The sequence below is a fragment of the Acinetobacter pullicarnis genome (assembly GCF_006352475.1).
Classification (GTDB): Bacteria; Pseudomonadota; Gammaproteobacteria; order Pseudomonadales; family Moraxellaceae; genus Acinetobacter; species Acinetobacter pullicarnis.
Genome location: NZ_VCMZ01000001.1, coordinates 2,347,564 through 2,368,564, shown reverse-complemented (window position 1 = coordinate 2,368,564; position 21,001 = coordinate 2,347,564). Strand labels below are relative to the sequence as shown.

Sequence of the window (21,001 nt, the reverse complement as noted above, 5' to 3'; positions counted from 1 at the left end):
ACCGCTACTTTTTTGTTTGGGCGCCTTTAGCTCAAAGAAAAAATCAATCAAGTGTAAGTGATTGTAGGTTCTGGTCGAAAATAATACAAGTTAAGTGTTTTTTGTCGTATTTAAAATCAGCGCAAAATGCCATCTGATCAAATTGAGATACGTAAAAGTTTTTTGCTATCAAAAGTTTGTTGATTTCTTGTTCAAATAACCTTATCTGTTTCTGATCAATTTCCGCTAAACACCCCATCGCCCAAGCGTTTCAAACTAAGCTGCTGTTTGATAGAAAGAAATAAATCGAATTAATAATAAGAATCATTATCAAATTGAGTGATAGTAATATACAATTCTTAACAATTCAGCTGAGCTGTTCTGCTTTCTCAATCGTCTTAGTTATTAAGTAAAGCAGTTGTTATGAACGGTCCTCTTGGTTAGTGAATGCAGTTAATGAAATTTAAAGCGTTAAAGATGAGTGAAATACAGCGCTATCGCTGGATGGTGTTGAGTCGGATTGTACTGGCGGTGGTTATCGGTTTTGCGATTGCATCTTTATCCGTTGCGGTGATTGCATTGATTTATCCAGATCGTCGAGCTGTGGCGACTTATACCGGCATGATCGCAAGTTTTGTGGTTTGGCTGATCTACATTATTTATGTCTTCAGTGTGAAAAGCTTAGCTAAAGCGTGGATTTCATCAGGCATTCTCCTGTTGCTGCTCAGTGCTTGTGTTTGGGGCGCTAGACAGGTGGGGGCGCTATGAAAGAGGGATTTCGTCAATGTATGGCGTGGTTGCACACATGGACTGGGCTGGTGGTGGGCTGGATTCTATTTTTTGTATTTTTAACCGGGACTGCTGGTTATGTACAAATTGAACTCAGTCGCTGGATGCAGCCTGAACGTCCATTGCAACAACAGGTTTTTCCAAACAGCACTGAACAATTCAGCAAAGCCTATGCCTTTTTAAAAAATGATCCCGAGGCGGCGAAGGCTGAACGTTGGGGCATGAGTTTTATCTCTGAGCAACGCGGTGCAGATGCGCTGACAGTGAACTGGTCATTGCCTGCCGCTGAAGGGGAACGCTATGGAAAGTATCAGCGTACAAGTTTAAATCCGACTACGGGTCTACCGACTGAAGGTCAAGAGAAACCACGCGAAACCAGTGGCGGTCATACCTTATATCGCATGCATTATGCTTTGCATTACATCCCTTATGATTGGGCGATTCGCATCATTGGTATTTGTACCATGTTGATGTTTGTGGCAATGATTTCAGGCGTGATCACCCATAAAAAAATATTCAAAGATTTCTTCACCTTCCGTCCAGCCAAAGGGCAACGTTCTTGGCTCGATGGTCATGTGATTCTAAGCGTGATTGCACTGCCTTTTCATTTGATGATTACTTATAGTGGCTTGGTATTTTTTCTCAATGCATATATGCCTTTAGGAGTGCCTTTGGCCTATGGCGAAGCAGAGAAAAGTATTGATCACTTTTATGCAGAACTTTATAACTCCCCAATCGCCTCGAACGATACAGATAACGCCAAAACGATGGCGTTGGGCGATGAATCTAAGCACTTTGCTGATTTTATGCCAATGTTACAACAAGTGCAGCAGCAATGGGGGCCGGGTCAAATTGAAGGGCTGAGTATCTATCCAAGTCAAGGGGCAGAACCAGCAAGAGCTGAGTTTTATAAATATAGCAGCCATGTGGCACGTAGCTACACCACGATGAATTTCAATTTGCTGAGCGGCAAAGAAATCGTCAAAGGGAAAACGCCCCAAGACACTGCACCATTGATTTTTGGCAGTACGATACTTGGTTTGCATGTTGGTAGCTTTGCCTCACCTTTGGTGCGCCTATTTTATGTGATTACCGGATTGATCGGCACCGCCATGGTGGCGACAGGCTTGGTGCTATGGACAGTGAAACGTCGTCCGAAACAGATGAAAGCGGGCAAGATGTTATTTGGTCATGGCTTGGTTGAACGTCTCAATATTGCCATGGTCGCAGGTTTACCTTTGGCCATCGCGGTGTATTTTTGGGCCAATCGGCTACTTTCCGTTGGTTTTGAAGGGCGTGCTGCTTGGGAAGTACATTGTCTGTATTTGAGCTTGTTGTTTAGTTTGCTCTATGCGCTGTGTCGACCGATTCCGCGGGCATGGTTTGAGCTGTTGGCTTTGGCTGCTGTGGCCTATCTCAGCTTACCCATTTTAAATGTGTTAACCACAGATCGACATTTGGGTGTGACCTTACAGGCACAAGATTATGTGCTGGCCAGCATTGATATTGGTTTCTTCATGTTTGGTTTGTTGTTGGCTTGGGCAGCCTATGCGATATGGCGTAAACGTCTATCGATTTTAAAGCCAGTAGTCAAAGCCAAGCGCGTTGTCAAACAACAAAGCGTTCCGAAGGCATCGGTGATTGTTCAGCCGAAGTCAGCAGATCCAACGGCAAAAGCAGACTTAGCTTTAGATTCGGATTCAGCTATACAGTCAGACTCACACTTAGCTTCAGACGCAAGCAAGGATCATCCTACTGAGGATGAGCCATGAATCTTGATTTAATCAATATGATCAGCACGATGTTGCTGCTTTATCTCGGCATGTTTGCAATCAATCTCTCGATGGAACGCCATGCCAAACAAATATTGCAACGCCCACTTAGCCCAACCCAAGCAAAAATTAGTTATGCCTTGGGGTGGCTGGCATTGTTATTGGCATTTTTCCCTGCGATTGCCGCATGGGGTGCGCCAATCGGCATCACTGCAGGGTTTGGTGCGCTAACCCTAATTTTAGCACTGATGATTTTTATCCAAAGTTACCGACCGCGCTTGAACCTGTACTTGGCAGGTTTTTCAGGCGTGCTGCTGTGTGGCTTACAAGTTTTTCGTTGAATGGGAATAAAGTGTAATGAGTGAACCAATAATGTCAGAAGCGGAAAAGTCCCATTCAACCTCAAAGCAAACGCCATCTCGGCAATCAAAACTGAAACCTTTTAAATGGTTGATTATTGTGGTTTTGCTGATACTGGGTTTGATTGCTGCATGGAAATATTGGAAAAGTACTCAAACGGTAGCAGAAGAGTATAGTCAATGGAGTAAACCCGTGCCAGTACGGGTGGTGCCTGTAGAGCGCAGCGATTTACAGCAACAAGTCAAAGCCATTGGAACGGTGATTCCAAGTCAAATGGTCAATGTACAAAGCCAAGTGTCTGGTCGTTTACAGCAGTTATATTTTAATGAAGGGCAAACGGTCAGAAAAGGGCAGTTATTGGCATTGATTGATCCGGCACCTTTTCAAGTGGCTTTGGCACAGGCTTTGGGTACCCAGCAGCAGCATTTTGCTCAGCTAGCCAATGCTCAAACTGAATTACGCCGTTATGAATTACTTTATCAGCGCGATTCAATTGCAAAACAACAAGTTGAACAGCAGCAAGCCTTGGTGAAACAGCTGCAAGGGCAAAGTCAGGCCAATCAAGCGCAAGTCGATGCGGCAAAGCTACAGTTGTCGTATACCAAAATTCATGCGCCAATTTCGGGTCGTGTGGGCTTCCGCATGAAAGATGTGGGTAATCTGATTCAAGCCAATGACAGCAGCGCTTTGCTGAGTATTACCCAAGTTAGCCCGATCTATGTGCAATTCGCTCTGCCCGAACAGCAATTGGCGACCTTACGCGGTGCGCAACAAGCAGGGCAAAGTCTGGCGCTTTCCGCTTGGGATCGCAGTGAGCAGCAACAATTGGCGACAGGGAAAATCCATGCATTGGATAATCAAATTGATTTAAGTACAGGCAGCATTAAGCTCAAGGCGATTTTCAATAATCAAGATGATCGTTTATTCCCAAATCAATTCGTCAATGTCAAATTGGCGCTCAACACCATTGCCAATGCCGTCAATCTTCCCAGCGATGCGATTCAGCACGGCGCCAAAGGGCCTTATGTTTATATTATTAATAAAGACAATAAGGCCGAAGTGCGTGTGCTTCAACTCGGTATCAATACCCAAGGGCGTACCGAAATCTTATCTGGCCTAAATGGTCAGGAACGGGTGGTACTTGAGGGAATTGATCGACTTTCCGAAGGCAAAGCCGTACAAATTGTGCAGCAGAAAGCGCAACATCCAGCAGAAAATCAGGTTGCTGCGGCATCTACGCTGGTTGCGAGCCCATGAATATCTCTCGCTTTTTCATCCTAAGACCCGTCGCCACCATCTTGTTGATGTTGGCACTGTTGGTCAGTGGTCTGTTGGTGTGGCGCTGGCTGCCAGTCTCTGCTTTACCGCAAGTCGACTATCCAATTATTCAAGTCTATACCTTTCAACCAGGGGCCCATCCCGATACGGTGCAACGCACCATTACTGCACCGCTTGAACGTGAAATGGGTAAAATTGCTGGGCTGAAGCAGATGTCCTCCACCAGTTCGGTGGGTGCCTCTGTCATTACATTGCAATTCCAGTTAAGTGCGGACTTAGGCGTGGTCGAACAAGAGGTGCAATCTGGGCTAAGCACTGCCAACAGTAAGCTTCCCTATGATTTGCCAACACCACCGATCTACCGTAAGGTCAATCCTGCGGATGCACCTGTAATGACATTGTCCATCAGTTCGGAGACTTTGCCGCTAAGCAAAGTCTATGATTTGGTGGATACGCGCGTGGCACAAAAGCTATCGCAATTGTCGGGTGTGGGCATGGTCAGTTTGGCTGGTGGGCAGCGCCCTGCGGTGCGGGTGCAGATGAATCCGACTGCCTTGGCCGCCTATCAACTCAGTGCCGAAGAAGTGCGAGCTACGATTGCAGCAGCCAATGCCAACCAGCCCAAGGGCAGTTTTGATGGACCATTTCGCAGTACCTTGTTGGATGCCAACGATCAAATTCGTTCGGTTGAAGACTATGAAAATCTGATTCTGCGTTGGAACAATCAAGCCCCGATTCGCCTCAAAGATGTGGCACGTATTGTTGAAGGCAGTGAAGACCGTTATATGGCGGCATGGGCAGATAGTCAGTCCGCTATTTTAGTGAATATTCAACGGCAACCGAATGCCAATGTCATTGATGTAGCCGATCAAATTAAACAAGTGTTGCCCGAGTTACAGCAGAATATGCCAGAAAATGTGCAGATTCAGGTACTCAGTGACCGTACCGAAAGTATCCGTAGTGCCATCGATGACGTGCAAAAAGAACTAGTCTTTGCTGTCTGCTTAGTGGTGATGGTGACGTTTTTATTTTTAAGAAATCTCGCTGCCACCATTATTCCAAGTATTGCGGTGCCGCTGTCGATCATTGGTACCTTTGTGCTGATGTACTTCCTTGGTTTCTCAGTCAATAACTTAACCCTGATGGCCTTAACCATTGCCACTGGTTTTGTGGTCGATGATGCCATTGTGATGCTGGAAAATATTGCACGGCATCGAGAAGCGGGTGCCAGTAAATTAGAAGCAGCTTTAAAAGGTGCCAAAGAAATTGGATTTACCTTGATTTCATTGACAGTATCGCTCATTGCAGTACTGATTCCCTTGTTATTTATGGGCGATATTTTAGGGCGTTTATTCCATGAATTTGCCCTGACCTTGGCTGCTGCAATTGCATTGTCGTTGCTGGTGTCGCTCACGTTGACACCAATGATGTGTGCTTATTTGCTGAAAAAAGCCCCACAACATCGTGCGGGTGGACGTTTTAGTCTGGACGGGATTATTCAAGGCTATGGCAGGTCATTGAAATGGGTGTTGCGCCATCAAGCATTGACGATGGTGGTGATGCTGAGTAGCGTGGTTTTGGCAGGCATATTGTACTGGGTGATTCCCAAAGACTTTTTCCCGGTACAGGACAATGGCGTGATTCAGGTGGTGACCGAAGCACCCGATGACATTTCATTCCAAGCCATGAGTCAGCGGCAACAGGCCCTCAGCAAAGAGATTTTAAAAGATCCTGCGGTGCAAAGCTTATCGTCGTTTATTGGGGTGGATGCCAATAATCCGAAACTGAGCAGCGGCCGTATTTTAGTCAATTTAAAGCCACATGCTGAACGTGAAAAAATCGATGGTGTGATGGCGAGGTTGTCTGAAGATTTATATAAAGTACAAGGCATTAAAGCGTGGATGCAACCGCTGCAAGAGCTGAGTATTGAAGATAAAATCAGTCGCACTCAATATCAAATCAGCTTGACCGCAGCCAATCAGCAAGCGGTACAGCAATGGACTGAAAAGATTCAGCAACGTCTAGCGGCACAACCACAATTTGCAGATGTGACTCGGGTCGATGCCGGTCAAGGCTTGGAGGCCTATATTGAGGTTGATCGCGATGCTGCTTCACGTCTTGGACTGACCATTCAACAGATTAGTTTGGCGCTGCAAAATCTCTATGCACAGCGTCAAATTGCGACTTTGTATAGCCAAGCCAACCAATATCAAATTGTGCTTGAAATTGATCCTAGGTTGGAACAAGGCATTGATCTTTTAGCACAAACTTATATTCACTCGGCAGAGGGCCAAGCCATTCCGCTGAGTGCAGTTGCCACGATTACCGAACGCCATGCACCGGTGATTTTACAGCAGCAGGCGCAATTTCCGTCCAGTACCATTTCCTTTAATTTGGCAGCAGGCGTGGCCTTAGGTGATGCGATTGCGGTGATTGATCAAATCAAACAAGATCAAAGCTTGCCTGTCGATTTAAATATTGAATTACAAGGTGCAGCAGCCGCCTTTGCCTTTGCACAGGAAAATAGTCTGTGGTTGGTGCTGGCGGCAATTGTCACCATGTATATCGTGTTGGGCATGCTCTACGAGAGTTTTATTCACCCGATTACCATTTTATCAACCCTACCTTCAGCCGCGATTGGGGCGTTATTGGCATTGATGTTATTGCAGCAACCGCTGGATATGATTGCACTGATCGGGATTATTCTGTTGATTGGTCTGGTCAAGAAAAATGGCATCATGATGGTCGACTTTGCCCTCGAAGCACAGCGCCATCAAGGTTTAAGCCCTGAACAGGCGATTTACCAAGCGGCATTAATGCGTTTTAGACCGATTCTAATGACCACCATGGCGGCCTTGGTCGGTGCATTACCGTTGATGTTTGCTTCTGGCTCAGGTGCAGAGCTACGCCAACCGCTCGGTTTGGTGATGGTCGGTGGACTGATCGTCAGCCAGTTGCTGACGTTATTTACCACGCCTGTGGTGTATTTATTCTTTGATCGTCTACAAAAACCGTCAGCACCCGCCGATATCGGCAATGTTAACAATGCTGGCAATGATTCATCAGGAGCGTTGTCTTGAAGTTCCTGACTATGATGATTCAGCGTCCTGTCGCCAGTCGTTTGCTGGCGATCGCGATTGTGCTGTTGGGGCTGTTGGCCTATTGGCGTTTACCGGTGGCAGCATTGCCGCAAGCGGATATTCCAACCATTGTGGTGCGTGCCAGTTTGCCGGGCGCCAGTCCAGAAAGCATGTCCTCCACCGTGGCGACACCGCTTGAACGCGCCATGATGGGCGTGGCTGGGGTGAAGGGGATTAATTCGTCAAGCAGTCAAAACTCAACCCAAGTGGTGCTCCATTTTGATTTAAAAACCGATATCAACGAAGCCGCGCGTGAGGTACAGGCTGCCATTAATGCAGCGATGTCGCAATTGCCTGCCGGAATGCCAAGCCCACCCGAATATTTCAAAGTCAATCCAAGTCAAAGTCCGATTTTTTATCTGGCTTTTAGTTCAGCGCATCTGGCGCCAAGTCAGCTCTATGAAATTGCTGCCAATGATTTACAACCGAATTTGGCGCAAATTTCTGGTGTGGGTGAAGTTAAAATTGATGGCGCTTCCATGCCTGCGGTGCGAATCACTTTGCATCCCAATGCTTTAATTTCACAGGGCTTATCACTGGAGCAAGTGCGTAAAGCAGTGGTTGAAAGCAATGTGGTACAAGCCCTAGGCGTGATTGAGCATGAAAAGCTCCGTTGGCAAGTGTCTTTGTCCAGTGACCTGAAAAAGGCGGAAGATTTTGCAGATTTGGTCATTCACCAAAATGCCAATGCCGTGGTGCGTTTAAAAGATGTAGCTGACGTTGAAGACGCAGTGGAAGACCGCTATGTCAGTGGTTATCACAATGGCAAACCTGCGGTGATCTTGAAAATTAGTCGCCAGCCGAATGCCAATATCGTGGCAACGATTGACCAGATTAAACAGCGCTTACCGACATTAGGCCATCTAATTCCAGCCGACAGTGAGTTGAACGTGGTGATGGATGGCTCGGAAGTGATTCGTGCCAGTTTGCAAGATGCTCGGGAGACCTTGCTGTTTTCGATTCTGTTGGTGATTGTGATTATTGGGGTGTTACTGGGGCGTTTTAAAAGTGCTTGGGTGCCAACACTGGCTGTGGGGGTGACCCTGATTGGCAGTTGTATACTGATTTATCTTTCGGGCTTTTCCTTAAATAATCTGTCGATTATGGCAATTATTGTGGCGATCGGCTTGGTGGTGGATGATGCCATTGTGGTGCTGGAAAATATCGAACGGCATGTTGAAAATGGTCTAAGTCCATATGCTGCGGCAGTTAAAGGCATTCAAGAAGTGGGTGCAACCCTGATTGCTATGAACCTCTCGCTGTTGGTGATCTTTATTTCGGTATTGTTTATGGGCGGTGTGATTGAACGGCTGTTTAAAGAGTTTTCATTGACCTTGGTATTTGTGGTCATCCTCTCAGTCTTGGTTTCGCTGCTGTTTAGTCCCAGTTTGGCAGCACGTGTGGTCGCACCACTTAATCGTCAGCAGCCGACATCTTTGTATCGTTATAGCCATGCCATGATGCAGCGCCTGACTCAAGCCTACCTGCGTTCACTGAAATGGTTGATGCGACACAGTTATGTGGTCATTGTGCTGTGGCTTGCAGCGATTTTTGGCTCAGTTTATGTCTATCAAATGCTACCGAAAAAAGTATTGCCAGAACAAGATACCGGACGCGTCGAAGCCTTTATTCGCGGCGATGATGGTTTTTCATTCCAAGTGATGCAGCCTAAAATTGCCAGCTTTATTGCCTATGTCAATCAAGATCCAGCGGTGCAAGATGTGATTGGGATTTCAGGCGGAGGCGGCGGTTTTACCAACTCAGACATTATGATCAGCCTAAAACCCAAAGCTGAACGTGGTGGTGAAGCTTCCAAAACCGTGGTGGAGCGCTTAAAAAGCCAAGCGCCTTGGCATGCAGGTGCGGTATTTTCTGCGCGGGTGGGACAAGATTTAAAACTGGATGATCCTTTTGCCTCAGGCAATGGCCAAGAATACTTATTATTATTGCAGTCCGACAATGTCGAGTTACTGCGTCAATGGGTGCCAATCCTGACCGAAGCCATGCAGAAATTGCCACAACTTGAAGAAGCAGAAAACTATGGGGACAAAGGCGCACAGCATGTGCGTTTAGAGATTGACCGTGCAGCAGCCAAGCGTTTGGGTGTTGATATCGAAGCAATTTCTAGTGTGCTGAACAATTCATTTTCACAACGACAAATTTCCACCATTTATGATCAGACCGATCAGTTTTTTGTGGTCATGGAGGTTGATCGACATTTTACTGAGCATCCCGAAGCATTGGCAAATATTAAAGTACCCAATCAACAAGGGCAGTTTGTCCCATTGCCACAGTTTGCCAGCTGGTCTTATGGCTTGACCAATGACCGAATTTATCGACGCAATCAGTTTGCGGTGATGGGCATTGGTTATGTGGTCAAAGCGGAATATAGCGCTGAACAGGCCGATGCTGCGATTCGTGGTTTATTGCCTGAAATCATGTTTCCAAATGAGATTTTTGTGACGGGAGATAAAGATGCTGAAGCGGAAAGTCTACAAAGTGGTTTAACGACTCCAATGCTGATTCTCACTGTGATTGTGCTGATCTATTTGGTGTTGGGGATGACCTATGAAAGTATGATTCATCCACTGACGATTTTATCGACCATTCCAGCCGTTGCGGTTGGGGCGTTGGTTACCTTGTGGCTATTTGATCATGCCTTTAGCTTAATTGCCTTGTTGGGGATGTTCTTGCTGATTGGGATCGTGGTGAAAAATGCGATTTTAATGATTGATTTTAGTCTGGCACTCAGGCGGCAAGGCAAATCGTCGCTGGCGGCTATTTTAGCAGCTGCACGCTTACGTTTCCGCCCGATTTTAATGACCAATACTGCGGCTTTGATTGGCGCTTTACCCTTGGTAATCAGTTGGGGACAAGGCGCAGAATTCCGTCAACCCCTCGGTTTAGTGATTGTCGGTGGTTTGATTTTGGGTCAATTACTGACGTTATACACCACCCCAATCATGTACTTACTTTTAGAGAAAATCTCACAATATTTAAAGCGTTTGATTTTTAGCACAAATCGTTTTCAAAGGAATCCATAGGCCATGCATATGAAACTGCGTATTCTCTCTCTTTCACTCATGGCCATTCCGCTGCTTAGTGCTTGTCAGTCCGATCGGGTCTTTAAAGCAGCAGACTATCAGCAGCCAGTGTTAAGTCATCCGCTGCAATATCAATATGCAGGGCTGAATTGGGTGGAAACCAGCAATTTATCGGCAGCGACTGCCGATTGGTGGCAAGTGTATCAAGACCCGACTTTGGCAGCACTTATGCAACGCTTAGGCAAAGATAACCTGAGCTTGCAACAAGCGGAGGCACGTTATCGACAAGCCATGAGTTTGGTACAGCAGCAACAGGCAACAGGCAAACCCAATCTCGATGCGCAGGGCGGTGTATCGCGTCAAGGGGCCAAGCACAGCGATGATAACAACAACTATAACGCAGGACTCAAGGCCAGTTGGGTACTGGACGTGTGGGGCAGAGTCGCGCTTTCGGTACAGGCGGCACAAGCCAATGCGCAGGCCAGTGCTGCAGATTTGGCAGCCATACAGCTGAATCAACAGCTTTTGGCGGCAGAGGCCTATTGGCAAATACGTGGTTTTGAACAACGGCTCAACTTGCTTGTGCAAACGCAAGCAAGTTATCAGCGTGCCTTTGAGATTCTTCAAGATCAATTTCGTGCCGGCATGATTGCCCGTGCAGATGTGATTCAAGCAGAAACACAGCTTAAAAAAGTCGGCATTGACTTGCTGGTGCTGCAACGTGAACGTGCTTTAGCTGAAAATATCTTGGCAGTTTTGCTTGGGCAGCCAGTCAGTGAATTTAAGCTCCCAACCCAGAAGCTCAGCTTGAATCCACCAGCAATTCCGATCCAAGTACCCAGTCGTTTGCTGGGTCAACGTCCCGATGTGATTCAAGCTGAGCGTGAATTGGCTGCCAGTCATGCCGAATTGGGTTTGGCACAAACGGCATGGTTGCCCGATATCAATATCGGTTTAGATGCCAGTGTCAATAGCCGGGTACTCAGCACGTTATTGCAATCTCCGCAGTATTTGTGGTCGTTGGGATTACAAGCCGCAGGGACGATTTTTGATGGTGGCAAACGTAAAGCGCAGATTGTACAAGCGCAAGCCCGTTATGACGAACGCTTGGCGATCTATAAACACAAGGTTTTAACGGGTTGGAAAGAAGTTGAAGATGCCTTGCTGCAATCGGAAAGCTTTCGCAATGAATTACAGCAACAGCAACAACTGCTGGATTTAGCAAAGGAAAATGAACGTGTGGTTCAACAGCGTTATCAAGCCGGTATGATCAGTTATCTTGAAGTAGTCGTGGCACAAAACTTGCGCTTAGCGGCTGCGCAGTCCATCGTGCAATTACAACAAAAACAAATGCAGAACTCAGCACAGCTGATCGCAGCATTGGGTACGGGGTGGGGATAATCAGCATATCGGTCCATTCTATGCCCCTCAACCCAGCCTTCTTTCATTGGGCATAGGTATCTACACATCTTTTGATATGCTGTTTACGATCCAAAGTAATCCATCCTTGCGCAGCAATGCTGCTCATCCATTTTTCTAAGGAAGGAGCGTTGTGTATCAAACTCAGTATGATATTTAATGGAAGTTCCCCTCTTTGGAAAAGAGGGGTTAGGGGAGATTGGGGGTTTCTGAAATTCAATGAAATTTGCACTCAGCACTAAATTCCAAATCTAAACAGGACTTAAATACCTTGTATTAAGCTCAAATAGATTACATATTTCGACTATATATATTTCTTAAATATTTAAGTATTCCTCTGAAACATTAGGGGTTACTACCATCCTAATCGCATTTCATATTTATATCATTTAGAAAAATGGTTGAATTTTAACGACATATGAATGATAATTATTATCATTCATATATCTGCGTTTCTCCCATGTCCGTATTATCCCCTCATCAAGCGATAGGTCAGCTCTATCAAGAACATCATTCTTGGGTGTATGCATGGCTGTATAAAAAACTGGGCAATGCGTCAGATGCGGCTGATTTAGCACAAGATACTTTTTTAAGAGTCATGGCACGCCAACAGCAAGTTGAATTACAGCAACCGCGGGCGTATTTGACCACCGTGGCAAAAGGTCTGATGGTCAATTGGATTCAGCGTAAACAGATTGAGCGGGCCTATCTCGAAGTATTGGCATTACAACCAGAGAATGAGGGGATTTCCCCAGAGCAGCAATGTTTGATTATCGAAAGTTTGCTGGAAGTGACACAACTCTTAGAACAGTTACCGCCAGTGGTGCGAGATACTTTTTTATATGCACAGCTTGAAGGCTTAAAATATGAAGCCATTGCAATTAAATTAGATATTTCGCTGAGCACGGTAAAGCGCTATATGAAAAAAGCCTATTTACATTGTTTGACAGTGATGTTGGACGACTAACAATGAATAAAAAAAGATAACTTAATGAGTGAACCGTGAGCGAATACAGCACTACAGAAGCACAGCAGATATTAGCAGAAGCAGTCGATTGGTCGATGCGTCTAAGCCAAGATGAACTGAGTGCACAAGATTTACTCGAATTGACCGCTTGGCAGGAACGCAGCCCATTACACGGCAAAGCGTGGCAAAAAATACAGCAACTGAATGGCACTTTTGCAGCGTTACCGACTGAGCTTGCGCGGCCTGTGCTCAATCAAAGCACCAGTACCGGATGGTTAAAGCAGCGACCTTTACTCTACCTCTTGGCTTGTGTGCCAGTATTGTATTTGGCCAATCAGCTTAATCAACAACAGCAGTGGGGTGCAGATTATCGTAGCCCGATGGGAGTACAAAAAAGCATAACTTTGCCTGATGGTGGTGAGTTGTATTTGGACAGCGGTGCTGCGATTGATGTGAATTTTGATGCAGAGAAGCGTGAAGTTGTGCTGCGAAAAGGCCAGATCTGGGTGAAAACCGCCAAAGATCCACAGCAGCGCCCATTCTTCGTACAGATCAAGCACGGCCAAGCGCAAGCACTCGGGACCGAATTTGCGGTTAATCTCGAAGCGCAACAAAGTTGGCTAATGGTTGAACATGGGGCAGTACAAATCAAACCGAAGCAAGCATCCGATCAAGGTGATGCTGCGCCTATTGTCTATGCCAATCAGCAAGGTATCTTTAATGCAACCAATGTGACAACAGTTCAGGGTTTAGATCTAGCACGGTTAAGTTGGAAAAAAGGCTTTATTGTGGTGGATAACATGCCCTTGTCCGAATTTGTACAGCGCCTTGAAAAATATCAAAAAGGGCATATTTCGCTGGATGATGCAGCAGCACAAATCAGCATATCAGGCACTTATCCGATTGATGATCTCAATACGTTATATGAGATGTTGGCGCAAACCTATGCACTGCAAGTCGACTGTTATGCGCAAGGCTACTGGGTGCGCATTGCACTTAAAAATTAAATTAGTTTGACACTTTTTCGCGATTCAACTGGCTATATAGATAAGAAAGCTTCTTATTCTTATTTAATCGGGGATTACGGTGTCTAGAACTTCTCAAAAATTGCAACGGGCCACAGCGAAGCCTAACAGCAGCAATAAAAAATTTAAATTTTCAAGCTTGCACATATTGGTACTCAGCAGCATGTTGGGGATGAGTGCCATGCAGCACGCACAAGCTGCAGCGACACAACAGCATTATCAAGTGGCTTCGGGTGATTTGGGGCAGGCCTTGTCAAGCTTTGCCTTACAGTCGAATATTGCCTTGTCATTTGATCCAAAGCTGGTGCAAGGACTTAAAAGCCAAGGATTAACGGGAAATTATAATATTCAACAAGGCTTTGCCCAATTGTTAAAAAGTACCGACTTACAGTTGATTCAGCAAACGCCCAATGTATGGCGAATAGAACCACGTTTGCAATCGGCACCTGCTGCTGTCGCTACAGGGGAGATAACCAATCGCGGAACTGCGTCTATGTCCGCAGAGGGTGAGGCGGTACAACTTGAAACCATCGTGGTTACCGCCAATCAATTGGGTGAAATTACTGAAAATACAGGTTCTTATACCCCCGGTAAAATTGCTACAGCTACCCGTTTGGTGTTAACCCCTAAAGAAACACCACAAAGCATCAGTGTGATTACGAATCAGGAAATGCAGGATTTTAATCTCACTGCGATTGATGATGTAATGCGCCATACCCCAGGGGTGAGTGTTGTCATTTATGATAGCGAGCGTACCCAATATTATGCGCGTGGTTTTGCGATTGAAAACTTTCAATACGATGGTATTCCAATGTTACGGAATTCTGCTTACTCAGCAGGTAATACGCTGACTGATATGGCGATGTATGATCGGATTGAAGTACTTAAGGGGGCAACTGGACTGCTGACTGGCGTAGGTGATCCTGGTGCAACCATTAACTTAGTTCGTAAAAAACCAACCCAAGATTTTCAAGGTCATGTTTCGCTCAGCGTTGGATCATGGAATAACTACCGGAGCGAAATTGATGTCAGTGGTTCGATAAATGAATCAGAGAGTATTCGTGCGCGTGGAGTTGCAGCCTATCAGTATCGAGAGTCTGAACTTGATCGTTATGAACGTCAAACGCCAGTGTTTTACGGTATCGTCGAGGCCGATCTAACTGAAAATACCTTGCTGACGGTAGGTGCAGATTATCAAGATAATAAGCCGAAGAATTCAACTTGGGGTGGGATTCAGATTTTTAATACGGAAGGCGAGTTTAATGACATGCCAACCTCATTTAACAACGGTGCAAGATGGAGTAAATGGGAGCAATACACCCGGACGGTATTTTCGACTTTAGAACATAAAATGCAAAATGATTGGGTGGCTAAACTACAGTTAAATCACCAAATCAATGGCTATGATACCCGCTTAGGTGCGACTGCTGGTGGTGATCCAGATCCAAATACTGGGCAAGGTGCAAGCTTATGGCTTGGTCGTTATATAGGTGAAACCAAAAGTAATGCCGCTGATATCTATATCACGGGCCCTTTTGCTTTATTTAATCGAGAGCATGAATTAGTTTTGGGGGCGAGTATTTCTGAAAGTACATGGAAGAATGACGGCTATAATAGTGAAAAAGACTACAATAATCATGTAGATGATTATTATAACTGGAATGGTGATGTTCCTGAACCTGACTGGGCCAATGGTAATCACTGGAATGATAAAGAGGTGACGAAACAAAGTGGTTTTTATGCCACTTCGCGTTGGAATATCAGTGATCAGCTTAAAGTGATTTTGGGTGGTCGAATTGTTAATTATAAAGTAGAGGATTTGAAGAAATCAGGGATTTTTGTGCCCTATGTTGGAACGGTCTATGACATCAATGATCAATATTCAGTATATGCCAGCTATAGCACCATTTTTAAGCCCCAAGATGCCAGAGATATAAACGATAAACGACTTGATCCACTTGAAGGTGAAAACTATGAAGTAGGTGTGAAAGGTGAGTTTTTTGATGGTCGTTTAAATGCAAGTTTGGCCTACTTCCAATTGACCCAAGATAATTTTGCAAAAGAAGTTGGAAAGATTGAAACGTCAAATGATGTGGCGTATGAAGCAATTCAAGGCGTGAAAACCAAGGGAGCAGAATTTGAAATTTCTGGAGAAATCACGCCAGCATGGAATATTCATGCTGGCTTTAGCCATAAAATCTCTAAGAAAGAAGACAGCAAAGTTGCAACACTCACGCCAGAAAATGAATTTACGTTATTTACTCATTATAAAGTCGATCAGTGGGTCGAGGGTTTAAGTATTGGCGGTGGTGTACGTTGGCAGGATAAAACCTGGGGTGATGTTTATAATCCGAAATTTAAAGACCCTATTAAACATGAGGTTTCGGATTATTGGCTCGTGGATGCAATGGCCAATTATAAAATGAATGACCAACTCTCGCTTTCGTTTAATGTAAATAATCTATTAGACAAAAAGTACTACACGATTTTTAACTGGTATAGCACTTACACTTGGGGTGAGGGCCGAAATTATAATTTGGGCTTAAAATACAAGTTCTAATTGTCGTATAAAAATCCTCTCCTTGTATCATTTAAATATACAAAGAGAGGGTCAGGGAGAGGTTATCTTAGCTTAGACAACCATTCGCCAAACATTTGCATCAACTGCACCATAATCAATAAAACAACTACAGTTAAAATGACGACACTACTATCAAAGCGTTGATAGCCATAAGAAATCGCCAAATCACCGACCCCGCCAGCACCCGCAGCACCTGCCATCGCAGTGGCACCCAGTAAGCTAATCGAGGCTGTGGTCATATTTAAAATTAATGAACTACGTGCTTCTGGAATCACAAATTTAAAGATAATTTGTGCCGGTGTTGCACCCATGGCCTGTGCAGATTCGATAATGCCCGGATTGACTTCAAGCAAAGAGTTTTCAATCAAACGGCCCATATAAGGACCAATATATATCGTTAGTGGGACAATGGCGGCCCAAATACCAATCCGTGTGCCCACCAGAAAATAGGTTAGGGGCAGTACCGCGATCAGCAAAATAATAAACGGTAGTGAGCGTAAGGCATTTACAAATGGACTAAGCAGATGATAAACCGCACGGTTGGGGAGAATACCTTCGGGGCGAGTACAAAGCAGGATAATCGCTTGTAAAAATGCCCAGATCATGCCAAACAGCATTGCAAAAAACATCATTTGCAGGGTTTCTTGCATCGCTGTGACGAATTGGTCAATCGAAAGTGAGCTATGCCAAAATGGAGCTGTGAGGGCAGTGAGGAATTCGACAATCAGTTCTCTCATTGTTGTACCCCTGTTTGCAAGACACGCACGCCGTGTTGTTCTAAGTAGGCAATCGCTTGTTGAATATTTTCTTCGTCACCAAGCATTTGCACAAACATTTGCCCAATCACGGTGCCCTGAATTTCCTTCATGTTGGCAAACAAGATATTAAACTGTAATTCAAATTTTAGTAGCATCTGTTGTACCACCGTTTCCTGGGAGGAAGTTCCCAAAAATTGCAGCGAATAAATACTATGATGATTTTGGTTTTCTAGACGATTGAGGATATTCACCGGCAGCTGTTGTTCTAATACCGTTTGAATAAAGGTTTTACTGGTTGGATGTTGTGGGTTACTAAAAATATCAATGGTTGAACCTGTTTCAACCACATGGCCAGCTTCCATCACCGCAACATAGTCGCAAATGGATTGAATCACATCCATTTCATGGGTCACCATTACAATGGTAATATTCTGTTCTTTATTGATTTTTTTCAATAAGTCTAGGACAGAGCGTGTGGTTTGTGGGTCCAGTGCAGAGGTCGCTTCATCACAAAGCAAAATTTGCGGGCGATTGGCCAAGGCACGGGCAATACCAACACGTTGCTTTTGACCACCGGATAACTCATCAGGATAAGCCTGCTTTTTTGAGCTGAGACCAACATAGGCCAAGAGCTCATCGACACGTTTATCGCGTTCTGCAGCATTGACACCCAACAGTTTTAAAGGCATTGCAATATTTTCAGCCACAGTTTTACTTTCAAGTAAATTAAAATGTTGAAAAATCATGCCAATATTAGTGCGCTCATGTCTAAGCGCCGCAGCATCTAAAGCAGTAAAATCTTTATCTTGAATGATGACTTGACCTTGAGTGGGTCTTTCTAGCAAATTAATTAAACGAATCAGGGTACTTTTACCAGCACCACTATAACCAATGATCCCAAAAATACTGCCAAGCGGAATCTCTAGATTGATTTGATCGAGCGCACGTACGCGTTGACCTTTCAATACATAGTCTTTCGAAATATTTTTAAATTGAATCATAATTATAGGACTATTGAGTGATTACGATAAGAAGGTTAAAACACAAAACAGGCCGCAATTGCTGGCCTGTTTTGCTTACACATTATAAATTATTGCGTGTCAGTTAAATAGCTCAATGGTTGATTTACATCAATCTTGGTTCCGCCAAAATGTTCAGCAACATATTTTTTTACTGCTTCGGTATGATATAACGCGCCAACTTTAGTTAAGGTTGGGTCTGTTTCACGACCGGCAGCTGTCACCAATAAGTTGACATAAAGTTTGGTACTTTGATCTGTAGGCTCATAATAGATCGCATCTTTTAATACATTGAGACCACCTTCCATTGCCAGGGTATTGCCCAATACGATGGCATCAACTTCAGATTTAACCCGTACTGCAGTCGCCATTGGGATCGGTTTAATCTGTAATTGTTTTGGGTTTTCAATCACATCATTCAGTGTACCTTGTACCGGATCAAAACCAGCTTTGAGTTTAATTAAACCTGCCGATTGTAATAGGCTTAATGCACGCGATTCATTTGCGGCATCATTCGGAATGGCAATCGTGGCCTTGTTTGGAAGCTCATCTAACTTTTTATATTTGTCTGTATAGATACCCATAGGCTCGATATACGTCGTTGAAACAGCAGCAACTTTATCTTTGCTTTGTTCATTAAAGGCCAGCATATAGTTATAAGACTGAAATGCGTTCAGATCGACTTCTTTATTTGCTGTTGCAGCATTCATTGCAACATAGTCAGTGAAATTTTTAATTTCAAGTTCAACACCAGCAGCTTTGGTTTCAGGCAGGGTTGCAATATATTTCCAAATATCTGCATCAGAACCTGTTGAAGCAATAACAACTTTTTGTGGTTTTGATGGATCAGCAGCCGCTGTGGTTTTCTGTTCTTCTGGAGCTTTGCTACAGGCAGCCAGTACCAGTACAAATACACTTAAAAATAGGCGGGTAAACATTTTCATTATGGCGTCCTAATATGGATATAACTTTAACAATCAAGCCTTAGTCTCAGCGACTGAAAGCTGTTTGTGTTTTTGTAGTTGCGCATATTCTTTTGGATAATGCTGTGTTGCGATCTCTAAATGTGATCATAAACGTCCTTTAACGCTGTTTAAGCCGACATTTAGAGACAACGGAGTTTCGACATCATCAGGTCTTTGCGCTAAAGCGGAAAGCTCTGGTTTTAGCGGTAGCCACGGTATATGACCAGCAAAATATTGATCGTTCGCAAACAAGCAATTGAAAACGGACAATACGGCTTGAGGGACAAGCACACGGTGGATATTACCATGGAGACTGCTATGGATGGCAAGTGCTCAAATTTCACGACACAGTTGCAAGCTGTTCGCAAAATAGCCAAGCAATTGCTAGTAACTTGATGATGCAATTATATTTATTTTCATTATCTTTTAAACGAAGAAAAAATATGACATATATGAAATAAAAATATATAGAACACCTTTAAATAGTTATGTGATCGAGGCTAATGCACAAAACGGGGGGAAGAAATCAATAAAGCCAGGCAAGATCGAAGTCTAGACTGGCTTTATGCGCAAGGGAACTTGGCTTAATTTATTTGCTTTGTTCACGTGCAATGGCACGGTAACCAATATCTTTACGATATTGCACGCCATCAAAGGTAACGGTTTTGCATAGTTCTAAGGCTTTGGCTTGGGCATCAGCAATGCTGTCGCCAATCGCCGTTACGCAAAGCACACGACCACCAGCAGTGATAATGTCGCCTTGAGCATTCAAAGCTGTACCTGCTTGGAAGACTTTACAGTCAGCAGCATTCGTGTCTAAACCATGAATCACATCACCTGTACGTACAGTTTCAGGGTAGCCTTCAGCAGCCAATACGATACCGACTGTTTTACGCTCATCCCAAGCTGCTTCGGCTGGTAATTGACCTGCAATACCGGCTTCAATGAGCTCAACCAATGATGACTGTAAACGCATCATAATCGGTTGTGTTTCAGGATCACCAAAACGACAGTTAAATTCGATGACACGGGGCTGACCTTGTTCATCGATCATTAGACCTGCATACAAGAAACCGGTATAAACATGGCCATCTTTGGCCATGCCATCTACAGTTGGACGCATCACTTCATTCATAACACGTTCAAAAACTTCAGCTGTTACCACAGGCGCAGGTGAATAAGCACCCATACCACCAGTATTCGGGCCTTGGTCAGCTTCGAAAATACGTTTGTGATCCTGAGAGGTTGCCATTGGTAAAATATTTTCACCATCAATCATACAAATGAATGAAGCTTCTTCACCATCAAGAAACTCTTCAACCACAACACGTGAACCTGCATCACCAAATTTGTTGCCAGACAGCATATCGTCAATTGCAGCAAAGGCTTCATCATTGGTCATGGCAACAATCACGCCTTTACCCGCAGCAAGACCATCCGCTTTAATCACAATTGGTGCGCCATGTTCTGCAACATAGGCTTTGGCTGCATCAGCCTCAGTAAATACATCATAAAATGCAGTTGGAATTTCATGGCGTTTCAAGAAGTGCTTGGCAAAGGCTTTAGAACCTTCAAGCTGCGCTGCAAATTGGGTGGGTCCCCAAATTTTTAGGCCAGCATCACAACAAGCATTGACCACACCATTGACCAACGGTGCTTCTGGTCCAACCACGATTAAATCAATCTGTTGCTGCTGTGCAAAAGCAATGATTGCTGCATTGTCGAGAATATCGAGTGGTGCATTTTCACATTTATTTTCGTTTGCCGTGCCAGCATTGCCTGGTGCAACAAAAATTTTAGCAACTTTTTCATCTTGCGCGATTTTCCATGCCAAAGCATGTTCACGACCACCACTACCCAAAACTAAAATATTCATCGCTTCATACTCCATGAATCGCAATGACA

Annotated in this window: 14 protein-coding genes; 10 read left to right on the top strand and 4 right to left on the bottom strand. The window is 44.5% G+C overall.

All coding sequences use genetic code 11. The features are described 5' to 3' along the window. Positions 1 to 456: 456 nt before the first annotated feature. The 10 genes from FD716_RS10460 to FD716_RS10415 all read left to right on the top strand — a co-directional run bounded on the left by FD716_RS10460 (position 457) and on the right by FD716_RS10415 (position 16,333). Positions 457 to 747, top strand: coding sequence for a DUF3649 domain-containing protein (locus FD716_RS10460; RefSeq protein ID WP_139852294.1), 291 nt, complete (start codon positions 457 to 459; stop codon positions 745 to 747). Next, on the top strand, positions 744 to 2,540 hold the full coding sequence (locus FD716_RS10455) for a PepSY-associated TM helix domain-containing protein (RefSeq protein WP_139852293.1): 1,797 nt from the start codon (positions 744 to 746) through the stop codon (positions 2,538 to 2,540). Before FD716_RS10460 ends, FD716_RS10455 begins: the two co-directional genes overlap by 4 nt. Beyond that, entirely contained in the window at positions 2,537 to 2,881 is a 345-nt protein-coding gene (locus tag FD716_RS10450) for a DUF3325 domain-containing protein (RefSeq protein WP_139852292.1), read from the top strand. Before FD716_RS10455 ends, FD716_RS10450 begins: the two co-directional genes overlap by 4 nt. Before the next feature lie 31 nt (positions 2,882 to 2,912). Further along, positions 2,913 to 4,157 carry an efflux RND transporter periplasmic adaptor subunit gene (locus tag FD716_RS10445; protein WP_407641928.1) on the top strand — a complete coding sequence of 415 codons (1,245 nt, stop codon included), beginning with the start codon at positions 2,913 to 2,915 and terminating at the stop codon, positions 4,155 to 4,157. Then, positions 4,154 to 7,258: a multidrug efflux RND transporter permease subunit gene (locus tag FD716_RS10440; protein ID WP_139852290.1), complete on the top strand. Its 3,105-nt coding sequence runs from the start codon at positions 4,154 to 4,156 to the stop codon at positions 7,256 to 7,258. The genes FD716_RS10445 and FD716_RS10440 overlap by 4 nt, the downstream gene beginning before the upstream one ends. Before the next feature lie 11 nt (positions 7,259 to 7,269). Further along, on the top strand, positions 7,270 to 10,362 hold the full coding sequence (locus FD716_RS10435) for an efflux RND transporter permease subunit (RefSeq protein WP_407641927.1): 3,093 nt from the start codon (positions 7,270 to 7,272) through the stop codon (positions 10,360 to 10,362). 3 nt (positions 10,363 to 10,365) lie between these two features. Next, a complete protein-coding gene (locus FD716_RS10430; protein ID WP_139852288.1) occupies positions 10,366 to 11,763 on the top strand; it encodes an efflux transporter outer membrane subunit in 1,398 nt (465 codons plus the stop codon). 478 nt (positions 11,764 to 12,241) lie between these two features. Further along, positions 12,242 to 12,748: a sigma-70 family RNA polymerase sigma factor gene (locus tag FD716_RS10425; RefSeq protein WP_139852287.1), complete on the top strand. Its 507-nt coding sequence runs from the start codon at positions 12,242 to 12,244 to the stop codon at positions 12,746 to 12,748. 35 nt (positions 12,749 to 12,783) lie between these two features. Then, positions 12,784 to 13,755 (top strand): FecR domain-containing protein, encoded by a 972-nt coding sequence (locus FD716_RS10420; protein ID WP_228714943.1) that lies wholly within the window; start codon positions 12,784 to 12,786, stop codon positions 13,753 to 13,755. Positions 13,756 to 13,834: 79 nt separating this feature from the next. After that, a complete protein-coding gene (locus FD716_RS10415) occupies positions 13,835 to 16,333 on the top strand; it encodes a TonB-dependent siderophore receptor (protein ID WP_228714942.1) in 2,499 nt (832 codons plus the stop codon). A gap of 62 nt (positions 16,334 to 16,395) precedes the next feature. On the opposite strand, the gene FD716_RS10410 is transcribed toward FD716_RS10415, so the two are convergent. The 4 genes from FD716_RS10410 to purD all read right to left on the bottom strand — a co-directional run bounded on the left by FD716_RS10410 (position 16,396) and on the right by purD (position 20,972). Continuing rightward, positions 16,396 to 17,091: a methionine ABC transporter permease gene (locus FD716_RS10410; RefSeq protein ID WP_139852286.1), complete on the bottom strand. Its 696-nt coding sequence runs from the start codon at positions 17,089 to 17,091 to the stop codon at positions 16,396 to 16,398. Then, the gene (locus FD716_RS10405) at positions 17,088 to 18,113 is read right to left on the bottom strand and encodes a methionine ABC transporter ATP-binding protein (RefSeq protein WP_139852285.1); all 1,026 of its coding nucleotides are present in this window, start codon (positions 18,111 to 18,113) and stop codon (positions 17,088 to 17,090) included. Before FD716_RS10405 ends, FD716_RS10410 begins: the two co-directional genes overlap by 4 nt. 89 nt (positions 18,114 to 18,202) lie before the next feature. Next, positions 18,203 to 19,075 (bottom strand): MetQ/NlpA family ABC transporter substrate-binding protein, encoded by an 873-nt coding sequence (locus FD716_RS10400; protein ID WP_139852284.1) that lies wholly within the window; start codon positions 19,073 to 19,075, stop codon positions 18,203 to 18,205. Positions 19,076 to 19,685: 610 nt separating this feature from the next. Then, positions 19,686 to 20,972, bottom strand: coding sequence for a phosphoribosylamine--glycine ligase (gene purD / locus FD716_RS10395; protein ID WP_139852283.1), 1,287 nt, complete (start codon positions 20,970 to 20,972; stop codon positions 19,686 to 19,688). Positions 20,973 to 21,001: the final 29 nt, after the last annotated feature.